Annotated in this window: 14 protein-coding genes; 9 read left to right on the forward strand and 5 right to left on the reverse strand. The window is 44.6% G+C overall.

The window, feature by feature from the left end; all coding sequences use genetic code 11:
- The first annotated feature begins 586 nt into the window (after positions 1–586).
- A complete protein-coding gene (dinB, locus tag ACFS6H_RS02145; protein WP_386094716.1) occupies positions 587–1,756 on the forward strand; it encodes a DNA polymerase IV in 1,170 nt (389 codons plus the stop codon).
- Between the two features lie 2 nt (positions 1,757–1,758).
- On the opposite strand, the gene ACFS6H_RS02150 is transcribed toward dinB, so the two are convergent.
- The gene (locus tag ACFS6H_RS02150) at positions 1,759–2,523 is read right to left on the reverse strand and encodes a DUF6498-containing protein (protein ID WP_386094719.1); all 765 of its coding nucleotides are present in this window, start codon (positions 2,521–2,523) and stop codon (positions 1,759–1,761) included.
- Between the two features lie 5 nt (positions 2,524–2,528).
- Positions 2,529–3,074, reverse strand: a complete 546-nt coding sequence (locus ACFS6H_RS02155) for a hypothetical protein (RefSeq protein ID WP_386094722.1) — start codon at positions 3,072–3,074, stop codon at positions 2,529–2,531.
- A 156-nt stretch (positions 3,075–3,230) separates the two neighbouring features.
- On the opposite strand from ACFS6H_RS02155, the gene ACFS6H_RS02160 reads away from it, so the two are divergent.
- The 8 genes from ACFS6H_RS02160 to ACFS6H_RS02195 all read left to right on the forward strand — a co-directional run bounded on the left by ACFS6H_RS02160 (position 3,231) and on the right by ACFS6H_RS02195 (position 17,423).
- Entirely contained in the window at positions 3,231–4,544 is a 1,314-nt protein-coding gene (locus ACFS6H_RS02160) for a cation:dicarboxylate symporter family transporter (RefSeq protein ID WP_386094726.1), read from the forward strand.
- A gap of 160 nt (positions 4,545–4,704) precedes the next feature.
- Positions 4,705–5,454 (forward strand): EI24 domain-containing protein, encoded by a 750-nt coding sequence (locus ACFS6H_RS02165; RefSeq protein ID WP_386094729.1) that lies wholly within the window; start codon positions 4,705–4,707, stop codon positions 5,452–5,454.
- A gap of 128 nt (positions 5,455–5,582) precedes the next feature.
- Positions 5,583–6,131, forward strand: a complete 549-nt coding sequence (locus ACFS6H_RS02170) for a hypothetical protein (protein WP_386094732.1) — start codon at positions 5,583–5,585, stop codon at positions 6,129–6,131.
- A gap of 83 nt (positions 6,132–6,214) precedes the next feature.
- A complete protein-coding gene (locus tag ACFS6H_RS02175; RefSeq protein ID WP_386094735.1) occupies positions 6,215–6,919 on the forward strand; it encodes an SAM-dependent methyltransferase in 705 nt (234 codons plus the stop codon).
- 442 nt (positions 6,920–7,361) lie between these two features.
- Positions 7,362–8,315: an aldo/keto reductase gene (locus ACFS6H_RS02180; protein WP_386094738.1), complete on the forward strand. Its 954-nt coding sequence runs from the start codon at positions 7,362–7,364 to the stop codon at positions 8,313–8,315.
- Positions 8,316–8,676: 361 nt separating this feature from the next.
- On the forward strand, positions 8,677–13,314 hold the full coding sequence (locus ACFS6H_RS02185) for a family 10 glycosylhydrolase (protein ID WP_386094741.1): 4,638 nt from the start codon (positions 8,677–8,679) through the stop codon (positions 13,312–13,314).
- A gap of 267 nt (positions 13,315–13,581) precedes the next feature.
- Positions 13,582–15,924, forward strand: coding sequence for an adenylate/guanylate cyclase domain-containing protein (locus ACFS6H_RS02190; protein WP_386094744.1), 2,343 nt, complete (start codon positions 13,582–13,584; stop codon positions 15,922–15,924).
- Between the two features lie 20 nt (positions 15,925–15,944).
- Entirely contained in the window at positions 15,945–17,423 is a 1,479-nt protein-coding gene (locus tag ACFS6H_RS02195; protein ID WP_386094747.1) for a YitT family protein, read from the forward strand.
- A gap of 218 nt (positions 17,424–17,641) precedes the next feature.
- Here the strand turns inward: ACFS6H_RS02195 and ACFS6H_RS02200 are convergent, their stop codons facing one another.
- The 3 genes from ACFS6H_RS02200 to ACFS6H_RS02210 form a co-directional block, all read right to left on the reverse strand.
- Positions 17,642–18,760: a T9SS type A sorting domain-containing protein gene (locus tag ACFS6H_RS02200; RefSeq protein ID WP_386094750.1), complete on the reverse strand. Its 1,119-nt coding sequence runs from the start codon at positions 18,758–18,760 to the stop codon at positions 17,642–17,644.
- Positions 18,761–18,916: 156 nt separating this feature from the next.
- A complete protein-coding gene (locus tag ACFS6H_RS02205) occupies positions 18,917–20,392 on the reverse strand; it encodes a PH domain-containing protein (protein ID WP_386094753.1) in 1,476 nt (491 codons plus the stop codon).
- Positions 20,379–20,903, reverse strand: a complete 525-nt coding sequence (locus ACFS6H_RS02210) for a PH domain-containing protein (RefSeq protein WP_386094756.1) — start codon at positions 20,901–20,903, stop codon at positions 20,379–20,381. Before ACFS6H_RS02210 ends, ACFS6H_RS02205 begins: the two co-directional genes overlap by 14 nt.
- Between the last annotated feature and the right edge of the window lie 35 nt (positions 20,904–20,938).

Here is a 20,938-nt window from a genome sequence, read left to right on the forward strand (position 1 = left end):
GAAAGCTTTACTCCGTAACGTCATGCCGACGAAGGAGGCATCTCTTGCTGATGAAAGTGGTATGCCAGTGAATGAAACCTCTCCTGCGTCGAGGTGACGATGTGTTGCCTGGGAAAGTCTCTTATAAGATAAAAGGTTGAAGGCATAAGGTAGAAGGAGCAAAAAGCTGAAGGCTGAAAGCGGAAAGCTTTACCCCGTAACGTCATGCCGACGAAGGAGACATCTGCTGCTAATGAAAGTGGTATACTATTGCAGGAGACCTCTCCTGCGTCGAGGTGACGTTTTTTTCCGGGGAAAGTTCCGTCACCCATTAGTAAAAACCGGTACCATAAAACTTCCTGTCATTCACTAAAACGGGGCATCCTGATGCCATCGGCATCATAGGTTTATAGCCACAATGATTAAACAATTTTTCGACCCCGGCGGGGTCGCATGTTAATTTTATCCAGGCCGGTAAGCCTATTTGGTAAACAATATGAATCGTTGTTTTATATGACCGCAAAGCACCTGGTTCGGCCAAGTTTTACACGTCCACCTTTTTATACATATTTATACATTGCTCCTGTAATTAAGGTAATTTTACACCTTGCAAACACCGGTAAAACATATTGTTCATTTTGACCTGGATTCGTTTTTTGTAGCCGTGGAAATATTGCTGGATCCCAGCCTGAAAGGTAAGCCCGTGATCGTGGGCGGATCAGCCGAAAGAGGCGTGGTATCTACCTGCAGCTACGAAGCCCGTAAGTTTGGGGTGCATTCCGCTATGCCCATGCGCAAGGCCATGCAGTTATGCCCGCAGGCCATTGTATTGCGTGGTCAGGGCAGCGAGTACAGCAAATATTCCCGCTGGGTAACCGATATTATTGCCGAAAAAGTACCGCTGTTTGAAAAAGCTTCCATTGATGAGTTCTATTGCGACCTTACCGGCATGGATAAGTTTTTTGGCGTTACCAAATACACGCAGGACCTGCGCAATACCATTATCAAAGAAACAGGCCTGCCTATTTCCTGCGGTCTGTCCACCGCCAAGTTCATCAGCAAAATTGCTACCAACGAGGCCAAGCCCAATGGATTTTTACAGGTGCCGCCGGGTAAGGAGAAGGAGTTTTTATGGCCCCTGAGTATTGATAAAATAAACGGGGTAGGCGCCCAAACCAGTATTACGTTAAAGAAGATGAACCTGTTTACCATGAAGGATATTGCGCTGACACCGGTAGAAGTGCTGGAAAGTAAAATAGGCTCCTGGGGCAGATCATTATGGAATAAGGCCAACGGCATCGGCAGCGCCGAAATTGTAACCGACTGGGACCAGAAGAGTATGAGCCGCGAAAATACTTTTCATGAAAACCTTACCAATATGGAAGAATTATACAGCCAGCTGGTAAGGCTTACCGAGAAAGTAGCGTACGACCTGCGCAGCGATGAAAAACTGAGCGGCTGTATTGCTGTGAAAATAAGGTATAACGATTTTGAGACCATCACCCGCCAGGAAACCATCAGTTATACCTCGCTGGATGACCTGCTGATAAAAAAAGCCAAGGATATTTTTACCCGTGCCTACGAGAAAGGAAGGCCTATCCGTTTATTAGGTGTAAGGCTTAGCCAGCTGATACCCTTTACCATACAGATGGAATTGTTTAATAACAATGCGCAGAAGTTAAACCTGTACAAGGCCGTGGACGATATTAAAGATAAGTTTGGTAGCAAGGCCGTTAAAAAAGCGGTGACCGTAAAAAACAAGCCGAAGGAAAAATAAATTTATTCATCCGGCATATTACGTAGTGCTTCCCTGGTTTTGGCCTGTACTTCCCCCTCCTGTTCACGGGTTAAAGCATTTACCAACTCCTCCCGCTTTTCTTTCCGGTTAGTAACAGCAAATAATACCAGGTCAATCCCCAGCCTGATGAGTATTAATAGTACCGCGGCAATTACAGCGCCGGGAAGGAATATGAAAAAGCCGGAGAGTATGACCACTAATTGCTGTATAAAAATACGTACATAGGGCTGCAGAAAAAGTGCCTGTACCGTAGCCGTACGGTATTTACCGGGTAAAAAGAACTGGCGCAATACAAGTATCAGGTTGGTAAAAGCTATAAGGGCAACCGCCTGTTGGGTATCGCTGTTTTGTAATAATACGCGGTAATTGTGCAGTACCTGGAAAGGCTCTTTAATACCCGGCACTTCGCCCTGCAACAGCAAAAACATAAATACCGATTGTACAAATACAAAGAAGAAATAGTGTACCCCGAAAAAGGGTACCAGGAAGCCGGGACGGGAATTGTTTTTACCCGCCGGTAATGCCGGCTGATCCTTACCCCACCATAATACCGCCAGCATTTTTACCACATGCAGCAAGCCGATAATGATGGTCTCGAAAAAATAAGCCGTTAAAACGGCTGCCGGACTCCAGTGCAAAAACAACAAACCAAACAACATGCACAGGGCGTTTACCCATAAAAACGCATTGGCTTTTGTGGGTAATAACATTTGTCTGATGCCTGTAGCTTGTTGCCCGCTGTACATGAGAATTATTTTGCCTTTAATAATACAATTAGCGGGCGGCGGTTGATCTCCCTGGGCATTTGTAACAACAGCTCCTTATCATGAGCCCCTTTTACAAAATAGGTGTAGGTCATGGTCATCGGTGAACTATCACCAAAGCCAAAGCTCATGGTGGTATCTACATAACTCAACCTTAATTTAATGCCGGCCATGCCTTTATCATATTCACCTACCGCATCATCCACCACATAAGTACCGGTAGTGGTTACTTCTTTGGATACAATATTCACCGCCGTATCATTGACAAAGGATAAGCTGAATTTACCGTTCAGTTCCTCCGCTGCTTCCTTGGCATATTTCTCGGGTTCTTTTGCGGGATCGATCCAGCTTACTTCCTGTTTATCATTTACGGTAAGCACGCCAAAAAAACCGGTTTTATCTGCTGTAAAGGTCTTGCCTTTAATAGCTGTTTTTACAGTATTTATATCTTTTGGCGGATCGGGTACTTTCATATCGCCGCTGCCGCAGGAGAATAATACGAGGCTGAATAAAACTACTGTTATCTTTTTCATATTGCTGGTTTAAATAAAGATTGTTAGCGTAATTACTGTTGCTGCAAGAAACAAAACCTTTTGCTGCCACCGATACCCTGTTACGGGTATTTACGTTCATAAATAAACCTTCACGAATTGTTTTAATCAGTTAAATTAGAAGTCACAAAAAATTGCATGCTAAAAAAAATACTGACCAATCTTACCTTTTGGGTGCTGGTGGCTATTACCGCCGGTGTGCTGGTAGGACATTATGCACCTCATTGGGCACAACATAAAATTTTTGAAAAAAGCTATAGTTTTCATTTGCTGGGGCAGCAGATGAATATTAAGAACACGGTCAGCGAATTCCTGGGTAGTGGTTTTATCAGCATTGTTAAACTCTTTATCAATCCCATTATTTTCCTCACCATTACCCTGGGCATAGTAAGTATGGGTAACCTGAAGAAAGTGGGCCGGGTAGGTGCCAAGGCCTTATTGTACTTTGAGGTAGTGACCACTTTTGCTTTAATCATTGGTGTTGCCGTTGCTTTACTCATACAGCCCGGGCATGGGGTAAACACTTCAGCGGTAGCCGGTGGCGATATCAGTCAATACACCAATGCGGAAAAAGCTTTCAGCTGGTGGCAATTTTTTAAAGAGAATTCTACGTTACAGGTATTACTGGCCGCATTGGTTTGTGGTGTGTTGTTGAATGGTTATCAAAAAAAGGACAGGATCATACCCGTGCTACAGAAAATATCCAAATACGTTTTTAAATACCTGCACCGCGTAATGTTACTGGCCCCCATCGGTGCTTTTGGTGGCATGGCTTATACCATCAGCAAATACGGCATTGCCACTTTATTACCATTGGGTAAACTCATGCTGACAGTATATGCCACCATGGCCATTTTTATTTTCCTGGTACTGTGGCTCATCCTGAAACACTATAATATCAGTCTTTGGCGGTTTTTAAAATACATTCGTGAAGAACTGTTGATTGTATTGGGCACTTCCTCCTCCGAAGCTGCCCTGCCCAACCTGATGGAAAAACTGGAACGCATGGGTTGCAGCAAGCCGGTTGTAGGCCTGGTAGTGCCCACGGGGTATTCCTTTAACCTGGATGGCACTACCATTTACCTGTCCATGTGCATGATATTTTTAGCACAGGTATATGATGTTACTTTAACCTGGGGGCAAATTGCCAGCATCATCGGCATTTTAATGTTAACCTCCAAGGGGGCTGCAGGTGTTACCGGCAGCGGTTTTGTAGTGCTGGCCAGTACCTTAACGGCCATTAAGGTAATACCCATTGAAGGGTTGGCCTTATTACTGGGCGTGGACCGGTTTATGTCCGAAGCCCGGGCCATCACCAATTTTATCGGCAATGGCGTAGCCACTATCTGGCTCGCCAATAATGAAAAAGAATTTGACCGGCAAAAGATGGAACTGGCATTTAATAATGTACAGGATTCCGAGGATATTATTAAAGATAACCTGGATCAATAATATACCGGTAACTGTGACAACGGTATATAATTTGCGGCTGTTGCCGGCTTTTGTTTGAACAGTTATTGAATGTATACATTAAAATTTGGCAATATTTTTATACGAAAGACTTCTTATTTTTAGTTGATAACCCTTACTTTTACCCACTTAGTAGCCCCGTTTGTTAAAAGAAATTATTATAGCGTTCCAGGCCTATAGTAAGGCGCACCAGTTTTTAAAGCAGTATAAGCTTTGGAACTGGGTACTTATACCCGGCATCCTGTACGCGGCACTGGTTATTACCGGCATGTATTTTTTCTGGGGTTATGCCAATGATGCTATTACCCTGCTGAGCAATAAACTGGGTATTGAAGCCTGGTTACAAAATGAGCACAATACATTTTTAAGCTTTTTATTTGTAATGGGCGGTTTGGTATTACGTCTTTTACTCATGCTGCTCTGTATTGCCCTCTTCAAATACATTATTCTCATTATTGGCTCGCCGGTGTTTACCATACTCAGCGAAAAAATTGAGAGTATTATTAAAGGCCGTACATACGAGTGGAATGCCGCTACCTTTAAAGCAGATTGTTTGAAAGGCATCAGAACCGCTTTACGCAATTTACCCCGCCAGCTGATGTATTTACTGGGACTGCTGGTACTGGCCCTGGTGCCGGTTATTGGCTGGATCACCCCCGTAATTGCCTTACTGATCGAATGCTACTATTATGGTTTTTCCATGCTGGACTACAGCATGGCCCGCCAGGACGGCTTTACCCGCAAACAAAGCAATAAATTCATCAGCCTGCACAAAGGCCTGGCTGTAGGTAACGGTATTATTTTTTACCTGATGCACCTGGTCATTATTTTTGCCCCGGCTTATGCCATTGTTGCTGCTACCCTTACCATACACGAGGTAAGGAATGATTGATTTTTCTCTTGTACAGTAATAATCCCAGGGATATTCTCGTTCTTACCCCATAATTACCCCTGTATTATTATAAAATATACCCGCCAGGCAATAGCTTTGCGGCCTAAACTTTTAAACCCTTACCACTCATGAAACCTATCCTTACGGCTTGTGCATTAGCTCTTACCCTTTTATTTACCGGCTGCGACAAAGTAAAAGACCTGATCAAGGTGAATGTAACCACCAGCGTTAACATTGATTTTGAAATTGACCCTATCAACGAAACAGCTGTTACTTATACCGATATCCAGGCTAATATAGCCAATGAGCTGGATGCAGTTATTAAAGCGGAGAACAGCGAACTGGGCGTGGAGAATATTAAATCGGCCAAAGTGCAATCATGTGTAATAACCACTTCTGCCACCAGTGCGCCTGATGATAACTTTACCGCCTTGAACAACCTGTCGCTGGCCATTGAATCGGATAACAAACCCGGTTATACCACTTATGCGGCTATTACCACATCGCCCACACAACCGTACAGTGTGGAGTTACCCATTACCGCCGGTGTGGACCTGAAAGATTATTTAAAAGGCAATACCTTCGGTTATAAGTTTACCTATAGCGGCAAACGTAAAACCACCACCACCCTGCAATGCCGGGCAAGGGTAACTTACCTGTTAAACGTAGGATTATAATTTTAAAAAGGGCCGCTTTAGCGGCCTTTTTTATTCGCAGTAGTTTGCCGGCTACATACCATAGTTTTTCGTTTCTTTACAGCATGGCAGCAACCGTATATTTAATTCCCTGTTTTTTACATGAAGAAGGCCTGCAGGCCGTACCCGCTTATGTAACACAGGCCATACAGCAGTGCGACGTTTTTTTTGTGGAGAACGAACGCAGTGCCCGCCGTTATTTTAAACAGTTGTGGAGCAGCATGGTCATTGATAATTATGAATGGCATACCATCCACAAGGCAGAAGCCGAGGTTATCAGCCATTTTAAAAATGCCCTGAAACAAAACAAGACCATCGGCATTGTAAGCGAAGCAGGCTGCCCCGGTGTGGCCGATCCCGGGCAAATATTGATTGGTGTGGCCCAGCAGGCACAGGCCACCGTAAAACCTTTGACCGGCCCCAGTTCCATCTTACTCGCTTTAATGGCCAGTGGCATGAACGGTCAGCAATTCCAGTTTGTGGGTTACCTGCCTATTGATAACGGGCAGCGTATGAAACAGCTGAAAGAGCTGGAAGAATACTCCCGCAAAAAGAACTGCACCCAGATTTTTATTGAAACCCCTTACCGCAATAACCAGTTACTGGAAACTATTCTTAAAACGGCACAGCCCGGCACACAGTTATGCGTGGCGGTTAATTTAACCGGACCTGACGAATGGGTAAAGACCAAAACCATTGCCCAATGGAAACAGCAGCCACCGGATATGCATAAACAGCCGGCTATTTTTTTATTGTATGCAGGTGGTTAAAGTTTTTTGCCCGCAGATTTACGGGGATTTGTTCCGCGGATTTACGGGGATCAAATTTTGATCGTTAAAAGATTTATTCTTTTATACCCTTAGCGCTATTTCACTAAAGCAATCAGCTATCATAAAACGTACTTGCTGTACAGATTTTCGCTGACCAAACTCTGTTCAGCGAAAATCTGCGTGCCTTTTCTCTGCATCCTCTGCGGGTTTTAATAGTAAAAGCTGTATTCTTTTACACCTCCAGCAATCAGCTAGCATAAAACGTACTCGCTGTACAAATCTTCGCTGACCAAAACCTGTTCAGCGAAAATCTGCGTGCATTTGCTCTGCGCACTCTGCGGGTAAAAACTAGCACAACCATACCTATTTAACGGCTGTTGCCAACAATCCGGTAACTCCCGTTGTTATCATTATCTTATTCACCAACACTATTTACAAGATTATGGCAATACAAAAAATCAACATTGGCAGCAGCGACCTGGCTGTAGCGCCTGTTAATTTAGGCGGCAATGTTTTTGGCTGGACATTGAACGAAGCACAATCATTTGAAATACTGGACGCATTTACAGCAGCCGGTTTTAATTTTATTGACACGGCAGATACTTATTCGGTTTGGGTGCCCGGCAATAAAGGCGGCGAATCGGAAACTATTATTGGCAAATGGACCAAGGCCCGTGGCAACCGTGATAAAGTAGTTATTGCTACCAAAGTGGGCTGGGACCATGGTGATGGCCGCAAAGGCCTGAAAGCGGATTATATTATCCAACAGGCCGAACAGTCTTTAAAAAATTTACAAACCGATCATATTGACCTGTACTATACCCATATTGATGATGGCACAGTGCCCGTGGAAGAAACCCTGGCAGCTTATGATAAACTGATAAAAGCCGGTAAAGTAAGGTATATAGCCGCCTCCAATGTACCGGTGGAAAGACTGAAGACATCACTGGCACTGGCCGAACAAAACGGCTTGCCCAAATACCAGGCTTTACAACCGCATTATAATTTAGTAGAGCGTACGGCTTATGAAACTGATTATGCACCCGTGGTAGCCGAACATGGCCTGACAGTTTTTCCTTACTGGTCATTAGCCGCTGGCTTTTTAACCGGTAAGTACCGTTCGGAAGCCGACCTGGGAAAAAGTGTACGTGGCCAGGGCGCCAAAAAATACCTGAACGAAAAAGGTTTAGGCGTATTGAAAGCGCTGGATACGGTTGCCGCCAAACACAACAGTACACCGGCATCGGTGGCATTGGCCTGGTTACTGGCCCAGCCGAATATTGGCGCACCCATTGCCAGCGCCACCAGCAAAACACAACTCGATACTTTAATTGCCGCTACCAGCTTACAACTGGATCAGCAGGACCTGCAGTTATTAGATACAGCAAGTAAATAATCAGCCCTCTATTTTATAGCTGAACCGGGCCCTGTGCCCGGTTTTTTGTGTCCGTCTAAAGATGCCAATGGTACTATAGCCGAAGGGCTGCACCGCTTAGGCGTAAATCCTGCACCGCCACAAGCGGGGCAGATTGCAGCCGGGCGGTGGACTACAGCCGGGTATTGCATTGCAGCCGAAAGCCCCAAACCTGATGACAGATACAGCCTGATTTTCCGCCAAAAAACGATATACGCAAGCATAAAAAATCAACGAAATGCAGGTTTATGCAAGTATATGCGTAAAATACATTCACAAATCTGCACTTTTAGGCGTATATTCATCACGTTATTTTTCCCTTTTATAAACCCAACACTTTGCTATGAGATTACGTTTTACACTCGTAACCTGTTTGTTATTGTTTTTATGTTCAATTGCTTTTAGCCAGCAGCCGTCAAGATTCCAGACCGACGATTCGCTGTATTCCTTAGCAAAAAAGTATGTACGGAGCCCTATTAAAAAAATAACCCATGCCAATGGTGATGTTTTTTTACAACGCGATATGACGCCGTATTTAAGCTCCAAGTTATCTCATAACCCTGCTGATTACCCCGCTAATGACGATTACGGGCACGACCATGGCAGCGACCAGTTGATTGAGTTTTTAAACAGACCCCATCCCAATGTGGCCACCTTACAAAAATATTTTACACAGGCTGCCGCCGAATTTAATGTACCGGTAAGCCTGCTGCATGCCACCGCCCAGGTGCAGAGTAACTGGGCCCAGGTATCCTCGTCCATGTACGGATCATGGGGTGTGATGGGAATAATAGAGAACCAGTTTGTACAACAGATAAGCGAGGCAGCGGCCTTACTGAATACGACGGCCGATGCCATTAAAACCAATGCCCGCACCAATATACGTGCTGCAGCAGCACTGTTGGCCAAGTACCAGCAGGGGAAGCCGGCCAGCAGCAACCCTACCGATTGGTTTGATGCCATGAAAAAGCTTACCGGCCTTACCGATGAAAAGTTACAGCACGAACTGGCCGTTCGCATTTACGATGTTATTACCCATGGCAGCAAAACCGTTACCCTGTGGCAGGAAATTATTAATATACCCCCGGCCGGTTACCAGCTGGAGCAGTCAGTTATGTTCCCGGCTCCTGAAACACCGGTAAACAATCCGCCCAGCGCCTCCAGGGAGTTCAGGCTGGATTACCCTTTAGCCGTTTACAATTTTACTACCTGTAACTATGGTGCCCGTACCAACCCCAGCGTGGTTAATTTTTATTTTATACATTATGTGGCTACCGGCACCTACCAGGGCGCCATTAACTGGTTTAAGGATTGCAGTTCCAGTGTAAGTGCTCACTATGTAATACGTAATACTGATGGCGTAGTAAGCCAGGTGGTAGCCGAATCAAGCCGGGCTTTTTCGCAGGGTGTGAATTTATACAACCAGGAAGGTATTGGTGTGGAGCACGAAGTACTGGCTACCAATTTAGCTATGTGGGACAGCGAACCTATGTTAAACTCGGCCGCCCGTTTAGCAGCCAATGTATGTGACCGCTGGGGCATACCCCGTACCAGGCGTGTAACCGATGGAGAAAAAGGTATTTATGGTCACAGCGATATACGCTCTACCGACTGCCCCAATTTAACACCCGAAAGATGGACCGTTTTATTAAATAAAATAGCGGCAGCCACACCGGTTACTACTTTAAACAGGCCGGTATTACAAACAGTAATGTCGCAACCCAACAGTACACAGGTTACTGCCAGCTGGTTAAAAAGCAACGATTTTGGTCTGGTAGGTTACCGTTTATATTATGCTACCAACGATGCGGCAACAACCTGGGCGCTGGCAGCAAACGAAACTACTTTAACCGCCAATACTACATCCGTTACCCTGCAGCCTTCACAATTTATTGTACCACCTACCGGTAATGTGCATCATTTCCGTATTACGGCTATTGTAAACAACCAGGTTAACCCCATTATGGAAAGCCCGCCTTCCGATGCTTACTCCCGTTCTTCGGGCACTACGGGGCAAAAAGTGCTCATAGTGGATGGTTATGACAGACCCAATGGTTCCTATACCGGCGGCAGCCATATTTTCAGCACCATGTATTTCAGGGCCCTGCGTGATAACGAGGCTCTACAAATAAACAGTGTAGCCAATGAAGTGGTGGAAACAGGCGCAGTGAACCTGCGTGATTATGATATTGTGGTATGGTATGTAGGTGACGAATCGAGCGTGGAAGAAGTATTTTCCACTGCCGAGAAAAATGCTATTAAAAACTATTTGGATAATGGTGGCAAAATACTGATCTCCGGCTCGGAGATCGCCTATAACGTAAGCCGCCCTGCCTCGGCCACCTATGATGCGGAGTTTGCCACTACCTATTTAAGATCGACCTATGTAGCAGATGGTGCTGCCAACTATACCCCGGCTACCGGCATTGCGGGTACTATGTTTGAAGGCTTAAATATACCTTTTGGCATTACTTACCCCGAGGATTTCCCCGATGCGATTGAAGCCACCAATGGCGGCGTTAATATTTTAAACTATGCTATTGCCAACCGTCGCGGTGGTGTGGGTTATAAAGGAATTTTTAAAACCACTACTCCCGGTACGGTTATCTTCCTGTCCTTTACTTTAGAAACAGCTGCGCAAACCAGTATCACCAGTTTTATGGATAAAGCGCTGGATTATTTTGCCGCCCCTTATCCCACTACACCACCATTGGCTATAGACGATAATGCAGGTGCACAGTCAGGCATTGCCCAGCATATCAGTATTTTAAACAACGATATTAAGTATGGTGTAGCTATTGATACAGCATCTATTGCTATTACTACCGAACCATTAAGCGGTACGGCTACCATTAGTCCTAACGGTTATATTATTTATGTATCCAATGCGGGCTTTACCGGTACCGACCAGTTCAGCTACCAAATGAAAAATAAAAACGGGCAGTTATCCAATATTGCTACCGTAACCATTACGGTTACCAGTACCTGCGGCTCGCAGGAAGCTGAGCCTGATCCTAACCGTCCTAAGCGTGAACTGCGCGGCTCATGGGTATCTTCGGTATCCAATATCGACTGGCCATCGAGCAGGACCCTTACCACCGCACAGCAACAGGCCGAGCTGGTAAAAATCCTGGATAGTTTACAGGCTACCAACATCAATACCGTGTTCTTACAGGTACGTCCGGAGGCCGATGCTTTATATGCATCCAATTATGAACCATGGTCATACTGGTTAACCAATGCACAGGGCACGGCTCCTAACCCGCTGTGGGATCCTTTACAGTTTGCCATTGACGGAGCACATGCCCGTGGTATGGAATTACATGCCTGGATCAACCCCTTCCGTGCCAAACAAAGCACACCTGCTTTAGCATCGGGCCACGTGGCCAGTCAGCACCCCGACTGGACCTTTGTTTCCGGCACCATTACCATGCTGAACCCCGGCATACCACAGGTAAGAAAATATATTACCGATGTGGTGGCAGATATTGCCGGCCGTTATAATGTGGATGGTATTCATTTTGATGATTACTTCTATCCTTATGCCGGTATGACCGGGCAGGATGATGCCACTTATACCACTTATAACCCCGGTAATATTACCAATATCAACGACTGGCGCCGCGATAATATCAACCGCCTGATCGCACAGGTATATGATACCATACAGTATATCAACAACAATAATTCCCGTAACGTAATCTTCGGGGTTAGTCCTTTTGGTATCTGGAAAAGCGGTACTCCGGCCGGTATTACCGGTACGTCTTCCTTCAGCTCCATCTACTGCGATCCTATTGCCTGGTTGCAGGCCGGTAAAGTAGATTATATAGCACCACAGCTGTACTGGAAAATAACCGGCGCCCAGGATTATGCCGCCTTATCACAATGGTGGAACGACCAGGGTGTACTGTACAACCGCTTTATTTATCCCGGACTGGCTTTATATAAAATGGCCGATGATAATAACTGGGCCGGTACAGAAATTGAGAACCAGATAAGCCTGAACAAAGCGGCCAGCCGTGAGCAGATCAAAGGCCAGATCCTATTCAGCAACAAACAACTGATGGGCAATGTTAAAAACATTAAAACCCTGTTACAAAACAACCATTACCAGTATAAGGCCTTAAACCCAATACTGAACTGGAAAGAGACCATCTGCCCTAACCCGCCATCGGGTGCAAACATTGCCAAAGACACATTGTACTGGAATGCACCGGAAGCGGCCGCTGATGGCGACCTGGCTAAAAAATACGTGGTATACCGTTTTGCCAATGCAGCCCAGGCGCTTAGCCAGGCCAATAACAGCAAACATATTTACGCCATTACCAACAACACCAAAGTACACATACCATTACCGGTAGGTGGCGGTTTGGGTAACTACTATGTAGTATCATCGGTTGATAAAAACAATAACGAAAGTGCCGTAAGCAATGGTGTTACCTATAGCTTACCGGTAGTAGGTTTACAACTGAATGTAGTACTGAACGGTAATGTATCCAACCTTGACTGGAGCACCCTGAGCGAAACCAACAGCAGTTATTTTGCTATTGAGCGCAGTACCGACAGTGTAAACTTTAAACGCCTCACATCGGTAGCCGCGGCAGGCAACAGTACCGATCCTTTACAATACAGGGATGTGGATGTGCTGAACACCATTGGTGTGTACCACTACCGTATAAGAATGGTGAGCAGCAATGGCACTATTACTTATTCCAATATTGTAACGGTACGTTATGGCAACAATTACGAAAATGTGCTGGTAGCGCCTAATCCGTTCACCACGGGCTTTACCGTGTACAACCTGCAAAATGCAACCACCATCCAGGTAATTAACCTGGCCGGTCAAACCATGTTAACGGAACAGCTTACCGGTCAAAGTGTGCATCGTATTGAAGCACCGGCACTGGCACCGGGCGTGTACCAGGTAAAAGTTACGTTTGCCAACAAAAAAACCACGGTGGTAAAAGTGGTTAAATTATAGACCAGCCCGCTTTACTGTAAAAGCCATGCTTATGATAAGCATGGCTTTTTTATGGGCTGTCGGCTGTGGTAACAACCTTCAGCTGCAGTCCCCGCTGTACATTACAAGTCCGCCACAGCCCTGCCCGCCAGCCTTCAGCGGGCTTTTCATTACCATCGGGCAGCCACCCGGCTGCAGTAACAAGGCGTTTGCCTGTTAACAGTTGGTTACCCCGCTAATACTATGCCCCGGCTAACTGTAAATAGTATTATTTTTGCGCCATCTCACATGAAAATGCAACTATCACAAAGGTTCGTCCTTTTATTTTTATTAATCTGCGGTTATCATTCGTCTACCCGGGCACAATCACCCTCCACGCCTGATTCTTTAAGAGCTGTTATTGCCGGCACCAACGATATCAGGAGCAAAGCTGAATTATACCGGGATATAGCCAATTATTTTATCAAAAAAACCGTGGCCGATAGTTCTATTTACTATGGTAAAAGATCACTGGCAATTTATGAACAGCTTAACGATAAAAAATCGGTGGCAAAAGTCCGGTTATCGCTCGGTACACTCTATGCTTATATAAGTGATTATGCAGCAGCAGAAAATTCGCTGGAACTGGCCGCCGCCTTTTATGAACAAAGCGATGATATTGAGGGCAGGTCACAGTTAAACAATGCATTGGGCTCACTGGCCTACAGGCAAAAGCAGTATGACAGATCAGTTACCTATTATACCCGCAATATCAATTACGGCAAGGAGGGCAAAAAAATAAATCCTGCTTTTATCACCACCGCTTACCAGGGTGTCAGCCATGCTTATATTGTACGGCAGCAATATGGCAATGCCCTCAACATTAATACCGAATACATTGATTTTGTAGAAAAGCACTACCCCGATCTTACAGGCCATGCTTACCAGCAAATGGCTAACCTGTACCGTATTACCGGGCAATCCGATAAATGTATAGCAGCGTTTCAGAAAAGTAAGGAATTTTTTCTGCGCAAAAAAGACGATGCGAATGTGGCCATTTCACAGATGGCCATTGGCACTGCTTATGTAAATGCCGGTAAACCCGATTCGGCCACAGCCTACCTGGAAAAAGCGCTGCAATATTACCGGTCGGTTAATGATACAGAAAATATTTCCAATATACTGAACCCCTTATCGGCCATTGCCTTTGAACAAAAAAATTATAAAAAAGCGGAAGAGCTTATTTTAAACGCGATAGACCTGATTGATGCCAAACACGACTCCTACCTGTACCATACCTCTTTTTTATGGACCATCCGGCTTAGCCGCTTAACAGCGGACAGTACAAACCAGACCGCACATTACAAAAAGGACCTGGAAGATATTACCCAACAGGTAACCGATAACTTTGAAAAGGTACTGACCCAACAGGACCTGGTAAACCCCAACCTGATACTGCATAATTACCGGGTACTGGCAACCGCCAATAAATTACTGGGCAATTATAATAAGGCTTACGACTATTACAATAAAGCTATTGAACTCAGGGATAGTATTTACGGTACAGAAAAACTGAGAGATTTTTCCAATAAGGAAGCGGAGCTGGAACTGGTGAAAGAAAGAAACCGGGTAATGCTGGAAGAGGAAACCAAAAGACTGCAACTGCAAAAAGAAATAGAACTGAAAGCCCTGCGTTTTGAGTTTGAAAAAAAACAGGCGGCAGCCAAATCGGAGGAAGAAAGAAAAAGACTGCTATTGGAGGAAGAGCTGAAGCGCAGGGATATTGAGAGCCGGTATGAACAGGAGCAACAGGCCATTACCTTAAAGTTTGAGCAGGAAAAAGAAATTGCGCGGATCAACCAGGAAAAGAAAGATGCAGTGGCTGCAGCCGAACTGAGCCGTACGCGTAATATCCGTAACATGTCCATTATAGGCGGCTTACTGGCCCTGGTATTATTTGCCGTAGCCATTTGGTCCTACCTGCAAAAGAAGAAGGATAATAAAAGAATTGCCATTGAGAAACAAAAATCCGATGACCTGTTGCTGAATATACTGCCTTATGAAGTAGCGGAAGAGTTGAAAGCCAACGGCCAAACCGCCGCCCGTTTACATGAAGAAGTGACCGTGTTGTTTACCGACTTTGTAAACTTTACCGCCAATGCCGAAAAAATTGGCGTACAGGCCCTGCTGAACGAGTTAAATATTTGCTTTACCGCTTTTGATAAAATTATTGAACAGTACGGGCTGGAAAAAATAAAGACCATTGGTGATGCTTACCTGGCGGTAAGCGGTTTACCCAGCTCCAACCCGCAACACGCGGCCAATGCAGTGAATGCGGCGCTGGACATTGCCGGCTTTATTGAAAAAAGAAAAGCCGTGAGCCCTACGGCCCTTGATATCAGGATTGGTATTAACTCGGGCAATGTTATTGCCGGAATAGTAGGTGTAAAGAAATTTGCTTACGATATTTGGGGCGACACCGTAAATACGGCCGCCAGGATGGAACAAAACAGCGAAGTAGGTAAGGTAAATATTTCCGATACTACCTACCAGCTGGTAAAAGAACAGTTTCATTTTACTTCCCGCGGGAAGATCAGTACCAAAGGAAAAGGTGAAATGGAAATGTATTTTGTACATTCGAAGCAGAACTAATTTTATCTCCAATATAAATTATGCAATACAGTGCCATTAAAGCGGTTATCCTGGATAAGCTCGGTAAAGAGCTGCCGGATCATCTTGCTTATCATAACCTGTCGCATGTAAATGATGTGATAGCCGTGGCTACGGAAATTGGAGAAGCCGAAAACGTAAGTGCAGAAGAGCTGGTATTGCTGCAGACAGCCGCCCTTTTCCATGATTCCGGTTTTTTATATGGGGCCAAAGACCATGAAATAAGATCCTGCGAGCTGGCCCAGGAGTATTTGCCGCAGTACCAGTACACACAGGAGCAGGTAGATGCCATCAAAGGCATGATCATGGCCACCAGGATACCACAGTCACCCCAAAATAAACTGGAACAAATACTGGCCGATGCCGACCTGGATTACCTGGGCCGTGATGATTTTTTTATTACCGGTAACCGTTTGTACAGGGAGATGACCGCATCGGGACTGATAGGCTCTGAAGAAGACTGGAATGTATTCCAGGAAAAATTTCTGGAAAACCACCGTTATTTTACCCGCACCGCCATTGAAAAACGCAGTAAAAAGAAACAGGAAAACCTGGCTATTGTAAAACTAAACCTGCAAAAAGGAAAGCAACCCGCTATGTCAGCTACTCACAGTTCCCATAAAGGTCCCATGTTCAGTGTATCGGATGTTATTTATTTAATACTGAGTGTGCTTTGTGCCAGTTTTGGTTTAAAGAGTTTCCTGGTACCCAATCATTTTTTAGATGGTGGCGTAACCGGTTTATCGCTGTTATTATATGAAGTAAAAGGCTGGAACCTGGGCCTGCTTTTATTATTACTGAATATTCCCTTTATCATACTTTCATACTTTAAAGTGGGCAAACATTTTGCCATCCGCAGCAGCCTTACCATTATACTGATCGCTTTTACCATGCATTTTTTACCTTTTCCCGAGTTAACGCATGATAAGCTGTTAGTGGCTATGTTCGGTGGTTTTTTCCTGGGTATTGGCATTGGCCTTTCCATGCGTGGCGGCGGCACTTTTGATGGTATGGAAGTATTTGCCCTGCTTACCCTGAAGAAGAGCAGTTTTAGTATTACCGAGATCATCCTGGGAATGAATATCCTGATCTTTATTATTGCAGCGGCTTTTATGAAAATTGAGACGGCCCTGTACGCCATACTTACTTACCTGGTGGCCAGCCAGATGACCAAGTATGTGATAGAAGGTATTGAAGCTTATACCGGCGTAACCATTGTATCGGGCAATAGTGAGGCCATTAAAAGAGAACTGGTACTTACTTTAAACCGTGGTATTACCGTGTATAAAGGTGAAAGAGGTTTTATGAAAGAATCCTTTGAACAGAGCGCCGACGTGGATATTATTTTTACCATTGTTACCCGCCTGGAAGTGAGAAAGCTAAAGAATATTGTACATGCCATTGATCCCAAGGCTTTTATTTTTACCCAGACCGTAAGGGAACCGCAGGGAGGTATAGTGAAAGAGATTGTAAAACACTGATCATTTACATATCTAACTTATACAAGGTGGCGCAGGCCACCTTTTTTATTACCCGGTTATTTTGTATAACGCGTTAGGGATGGAAGCGGCATCCTTTTGCAGTGTGGGGGCTGGCAGCAGGGGCAAAAGATATAGCGTACAGCCCGGCCCGCAGGGAACGCCAAAATAAAAATGCCCTTCCATACAGAAGGGCATTTGGTGAGGGCTGTAACACAATATTATTGTTTCATGAACTTTAATACTTCTTTCCGGGTACCATCTTCCAGTACTAGGTAATAGATGCCTGTTACCAGCTGGCTTACATTTACCTGGCGTTGTGTGCCGGTATGTATAAGTATCACTTTACCTTCGGTGTTCATCACTTTTACTTTAGGGCTGATCATACCGGTGGAGAAATTAAGTGTTTCCTGCACGGGGTTAGGGAATATGAATGATCTGGCTTTACCGGAGAACTGTACCGTTTGAATGCCTGAATAAGTGTACACACCGTCCAGATCCTCCTGTTTTAAACGGTAATAGTTATTACCGGCTACAGGTGCATTATCAGTAAAGCTATATGTTTTATCACCAGCAATACCTGTTTGCGCTGCTACAAAACCAATATTATTCCAGTTCTGGCCATTGTTAGAGCGTTCAATGGAAAAGCCTTTGTTATTTGTTTCGCTGCTGGTAGTCCAGGCCAGTTTTACCGATTCCTGCTGCGCTGTTGCTGTAAAGTTTTGCAGGGTTACGGGTAAGGTAGTAGATACGGTTAAAGAAAGATTGTCAAAATAAGCATCCAAGGCGTTACCGTTACGGGCAATACCAATTAAGCGGATGCGGATGGTACGGGTTCCCACCGGTGCGGTACGGGTATTAGCATACTGGGTCCAAACGGATACCACACTTCTTACGCCGGTATCATAAGAATCGAGAACTGTACCTCCCGCCGAACGGAATTCCACTATCATTCTTGTTTCGTCAACCGGGCTCTGGTTGTAGGACTGCATATAACCCGAAAAGTTAACGGTGAGTGCATTGGCATCAATGGGGGTTATCCGGCTGCTCATATTAATATCCTGGTATAATTCGTAACTGTTGCCGATAGTACCACCGCAACCAGTCTGAAAAAAGTATGAACCATGTTGTGCATTAGGGTAACCGCTTTGGCCCTGTACCATTCTCCACTGGGTGCCACCGGCACAGGCCGAAATAGCATTTGCCACTACCCAGGGGCTGGCGATAGCCGACTCAGCGCTTGGATTTACGATTAAATTTTGAGCGCCTGCCTGTAAACTAACTGCCGATAAAAGAACTAAACCGATTGTTTTTCGTAACTGAGTAACTTTCAAATTCATTATATATTAAATTTTTTGCAAATTTAATTCAATCAAATTTGAATACTTTTTCTAAAAGGAATTTTTACTAACAAAAAGAGGAAAAAATGCACGTAGAAACACAATTGTGCTATAAAGGGGTAAGAATTATATACATAATAATAAAACAATATATTATTACCACTTTTCTGTTGCCGTTTTATATAAAGCAAAATTGGCTACCTGGTTGGCCGTTTCCAGCGGGATATATGGAATAGTTACTGAACCTCCTGCAGTTCCCAGTTTAACCGAAGCCAGGCCGGCTTTACGCTGGTAGAGGCTTTGCTGTACCGTTACCGTCTGGATTTTATGCCATAACAATAACAGGTCCTCACTACCATAACTGCCTTTTTGGATATGTATCACCTCTTCATTAAAACGCATGCGGAATTTTTGCTGAAACAAGTAAATACTGCCGGCATTATACACCACCACCAATAAACCCCAGTAAAAGAACGGGTAAAACCAGGCAATGCCCAGCACCACTGCCAGCAAAGGCAACAGTACCAGGATATACATCCTCGATATATAACTTTTATGAACCCGTATAGCAGGGCCATCGGCTGAAAGTAAAGGATGATAGTTTGCCAGCAGCTGTGGTAAAAACTCCAGCCGGGTTAAGGGGATCAAAACCTTTTGTGCTTCTTTTAACTGCAGCTGGCCAATATTATGGAACTGCAGTACATATAGTTTTGTTTTGGTACGCAGCCAGTTGGCCCGCCAGCTGATGTATTGTATTTTGGAAAAAGGCACCAGCACTTCTTTGGTATTAATTAAACCCGTGCGTATCTGGAACCGGTTACCCACGGCCGCAATATTAAAGTTGGCATATTTTAGTACAATACGGAAAAACGAAATAATAACCGATAAAGCCAGTACCAGTAATACCACTAAAAATACACCCAATGCCGATTGGTATACCATATAGCCCGATACCAGGTCCATGCTTTTATTGTAATAATCATCCGATGCGCTTTTAATATTCTGTAATAAAGAGTAGCCGAATGTGAGTGTAATAAGAAAGGTTTCAATATGGTTGGCCGTTAGCCCCAGCCTGATCAATGACAAAGGATCAAGGTCGTATAATCGGTAGCTTTTTACCGGTTCAGGTATTACCTTTTCTGCTGCCGTTACAACAGGCTGCTCAGGGTTGTTTTTTTGCAGGAAGATATACTCTTTTAACGCATTGGCCTGTTGCAGGGTAAGGGTTATTTTCACTTCTTCGCTGCTGGTACCCGGTGAATCAAAAGTAACTTCGGCCAGGTTGGTTAAACGGTGTAACCATTGCTGTTGCACGTTTACAGCCTGTACCCGCTCCAGCGGTAATACCACCTGTTTACGGGTAAAAATGCCTTTTTGTACCACCAGTTGTTTCAACTCATTGATATAAAAACGGAAAAACCGATAACTGATCACGGCCACTACCAGCGCCAGTACAGGAATAAAAACGGCCGTGTATTCCCATACATTGCCCTGTTTTTTACTATCCTTGAATAAGATGGTGAGTAAAAAAGGAATGAAGATCTTGATAGCGGTCAGCAGTGTTTTATAAAACACGTAGATCAGCGCCTTGCCGGGCTGGCGTTGCGGCTGGTCCCAGTTAAATGTTGTCATCCTGCCCTGCGTTTTTGATGATCATTTCCTTTAACAGGGTGGCCTGTTCTGCGGTAAGTCCTTTTATGGCTATATCGGCGCCGCTACTACCGGCCGTAAATACTTCCAGGGTAGCTAAGCCATATTTACGTTCAAAAATGCCGGCGTTTACGCTGCAATGCTGGATCCGGCTAAAGGGGCAGAATTCTTTTTTTCTGATCAGCCAGCCCTGCTGGTAAACAATATCATGTTCTCTTACAGCAAAGGCGCGGAAACGGAAGCTGAGCAGTTGGGCAATTTTATGTATTACAGCCAGCAGCAATAAACTGCCACTGACAATAATAATGGCAGTAACGCTTAGTTTTACTTTAGGCAAAAAAAGAAAGCCGGTAAATAAAGCGGCTATAATTATCCATAAAACAGACCAGTTCCACCACTGTACGGCTTTAAATTTTGGCGATACAGGCTGAAGTTCCAGCTCCTCCTGCCGGGGCAATGTATTAACATCGATACTGAGATTTGAAAATGGCATATGCTAAAATACTAATTAATCATGTTTGTAAATGT

The sequence above is a fragment of the Terrimonas rubra genome (genome assembly GCF_042686025.1).
In the GTDB taxonomy this organism is placed as follows: Bacteria; Bacteroidota; Bacteroidia; order Chitinophagales; family Chitinophagaceae; genus Terrimonas; species Terrimonas rubra.

Excerpts from the sequence above, each read along its gene's own strand:
- ACFS6H_RS02180 (WP_386094738.1), top strand. The coding sequence starts at position 7,362 with ATGGCAATACAAAAAATCAACATTGGCAGCAGCGACCTGGCTGTAGCG.
- ACFS6H_RS02205 (WP_386094753.1), bottom strand. The coding sequence starts at position 20,392 with ATGACAACATTTAACTGGGACCAGCCGCAACGCCAGCCCGGCAAGGCG.
- ACFS6H_RS02150 (WP_386094719.1), bottom strand. The coding sequence starts at position 2,523 with ATGTACAGCGGGCAACAAGCTACAGGCATCAGACAAATGTTATTACCC.
- ACFS6H_RS02210 (WP_386094756.1), bottom strand. The coding sequence starts at position 20,903 with ATGCCATTTTCAAATCTCAGTATCGATGTTAATACATTGCCCCGGCAG.
- ACFS6H_RS02160 (WP_386094726.1), top strand. The coding sequence starts at position 3,231 with ATGCTAAAAAAAATACTGACCAATCTTACCTTTTGGGTGCTGGTGGCT.
- ACFS6H_RS02185 (WP_386094741.1), top strand. The coding sequence starts at position 8,677 with ATGAGATTACGTTTTACACTCGTAACCTGTTTGTTATTGTTTTTATGT.
- ACFS6H_RS02175 (WP_386094735.1), top strand. The coding sequence starts at position 6,215 with ATGGCAGCAACCGTATATTTAATTCCCTGTTTTTTACATGAAGAAGGC.
- ACFS6H_RS02195 (WP_386094747.1), top strand. The coding sequence starts at position 15,945 with ATGCAATACAGTGCCATTAAAGCGGTTATCCTGGATAAGCTCGGTAAA.
- ACFS6H_RS02190 (WP_386094744.1), top strand. The coding sequence starts at position 13,582 with ATGAAAATGCAACTATCACAAAGGTTCGTCCTTTTATTTTTATTAATC.
- ACFS6H_RS02200 (WP_386094750.1), bottom strand. The coding sequence starts at position 18,760 with ATGAATTTGAAAGTTACTCAGTTACGAAAAACAATCGGTTTAGTTCTT.
- ACFS6H_RS02170 (WP_386094732.1), top strand. The coding sequence starts at position 5,583 with ATGAAACCTATCCTTACGGCTTGTGCATTAGCTCTTACCCTTTTATTT.
- ACFS6H_RS02155 (WP_386094722.1), bottom strand. The coding sequence starts at position 3,074 with ATGAAAAAGATAACAGTAGTTTTATTCAGCCTCGTATTATTCTCCTGC.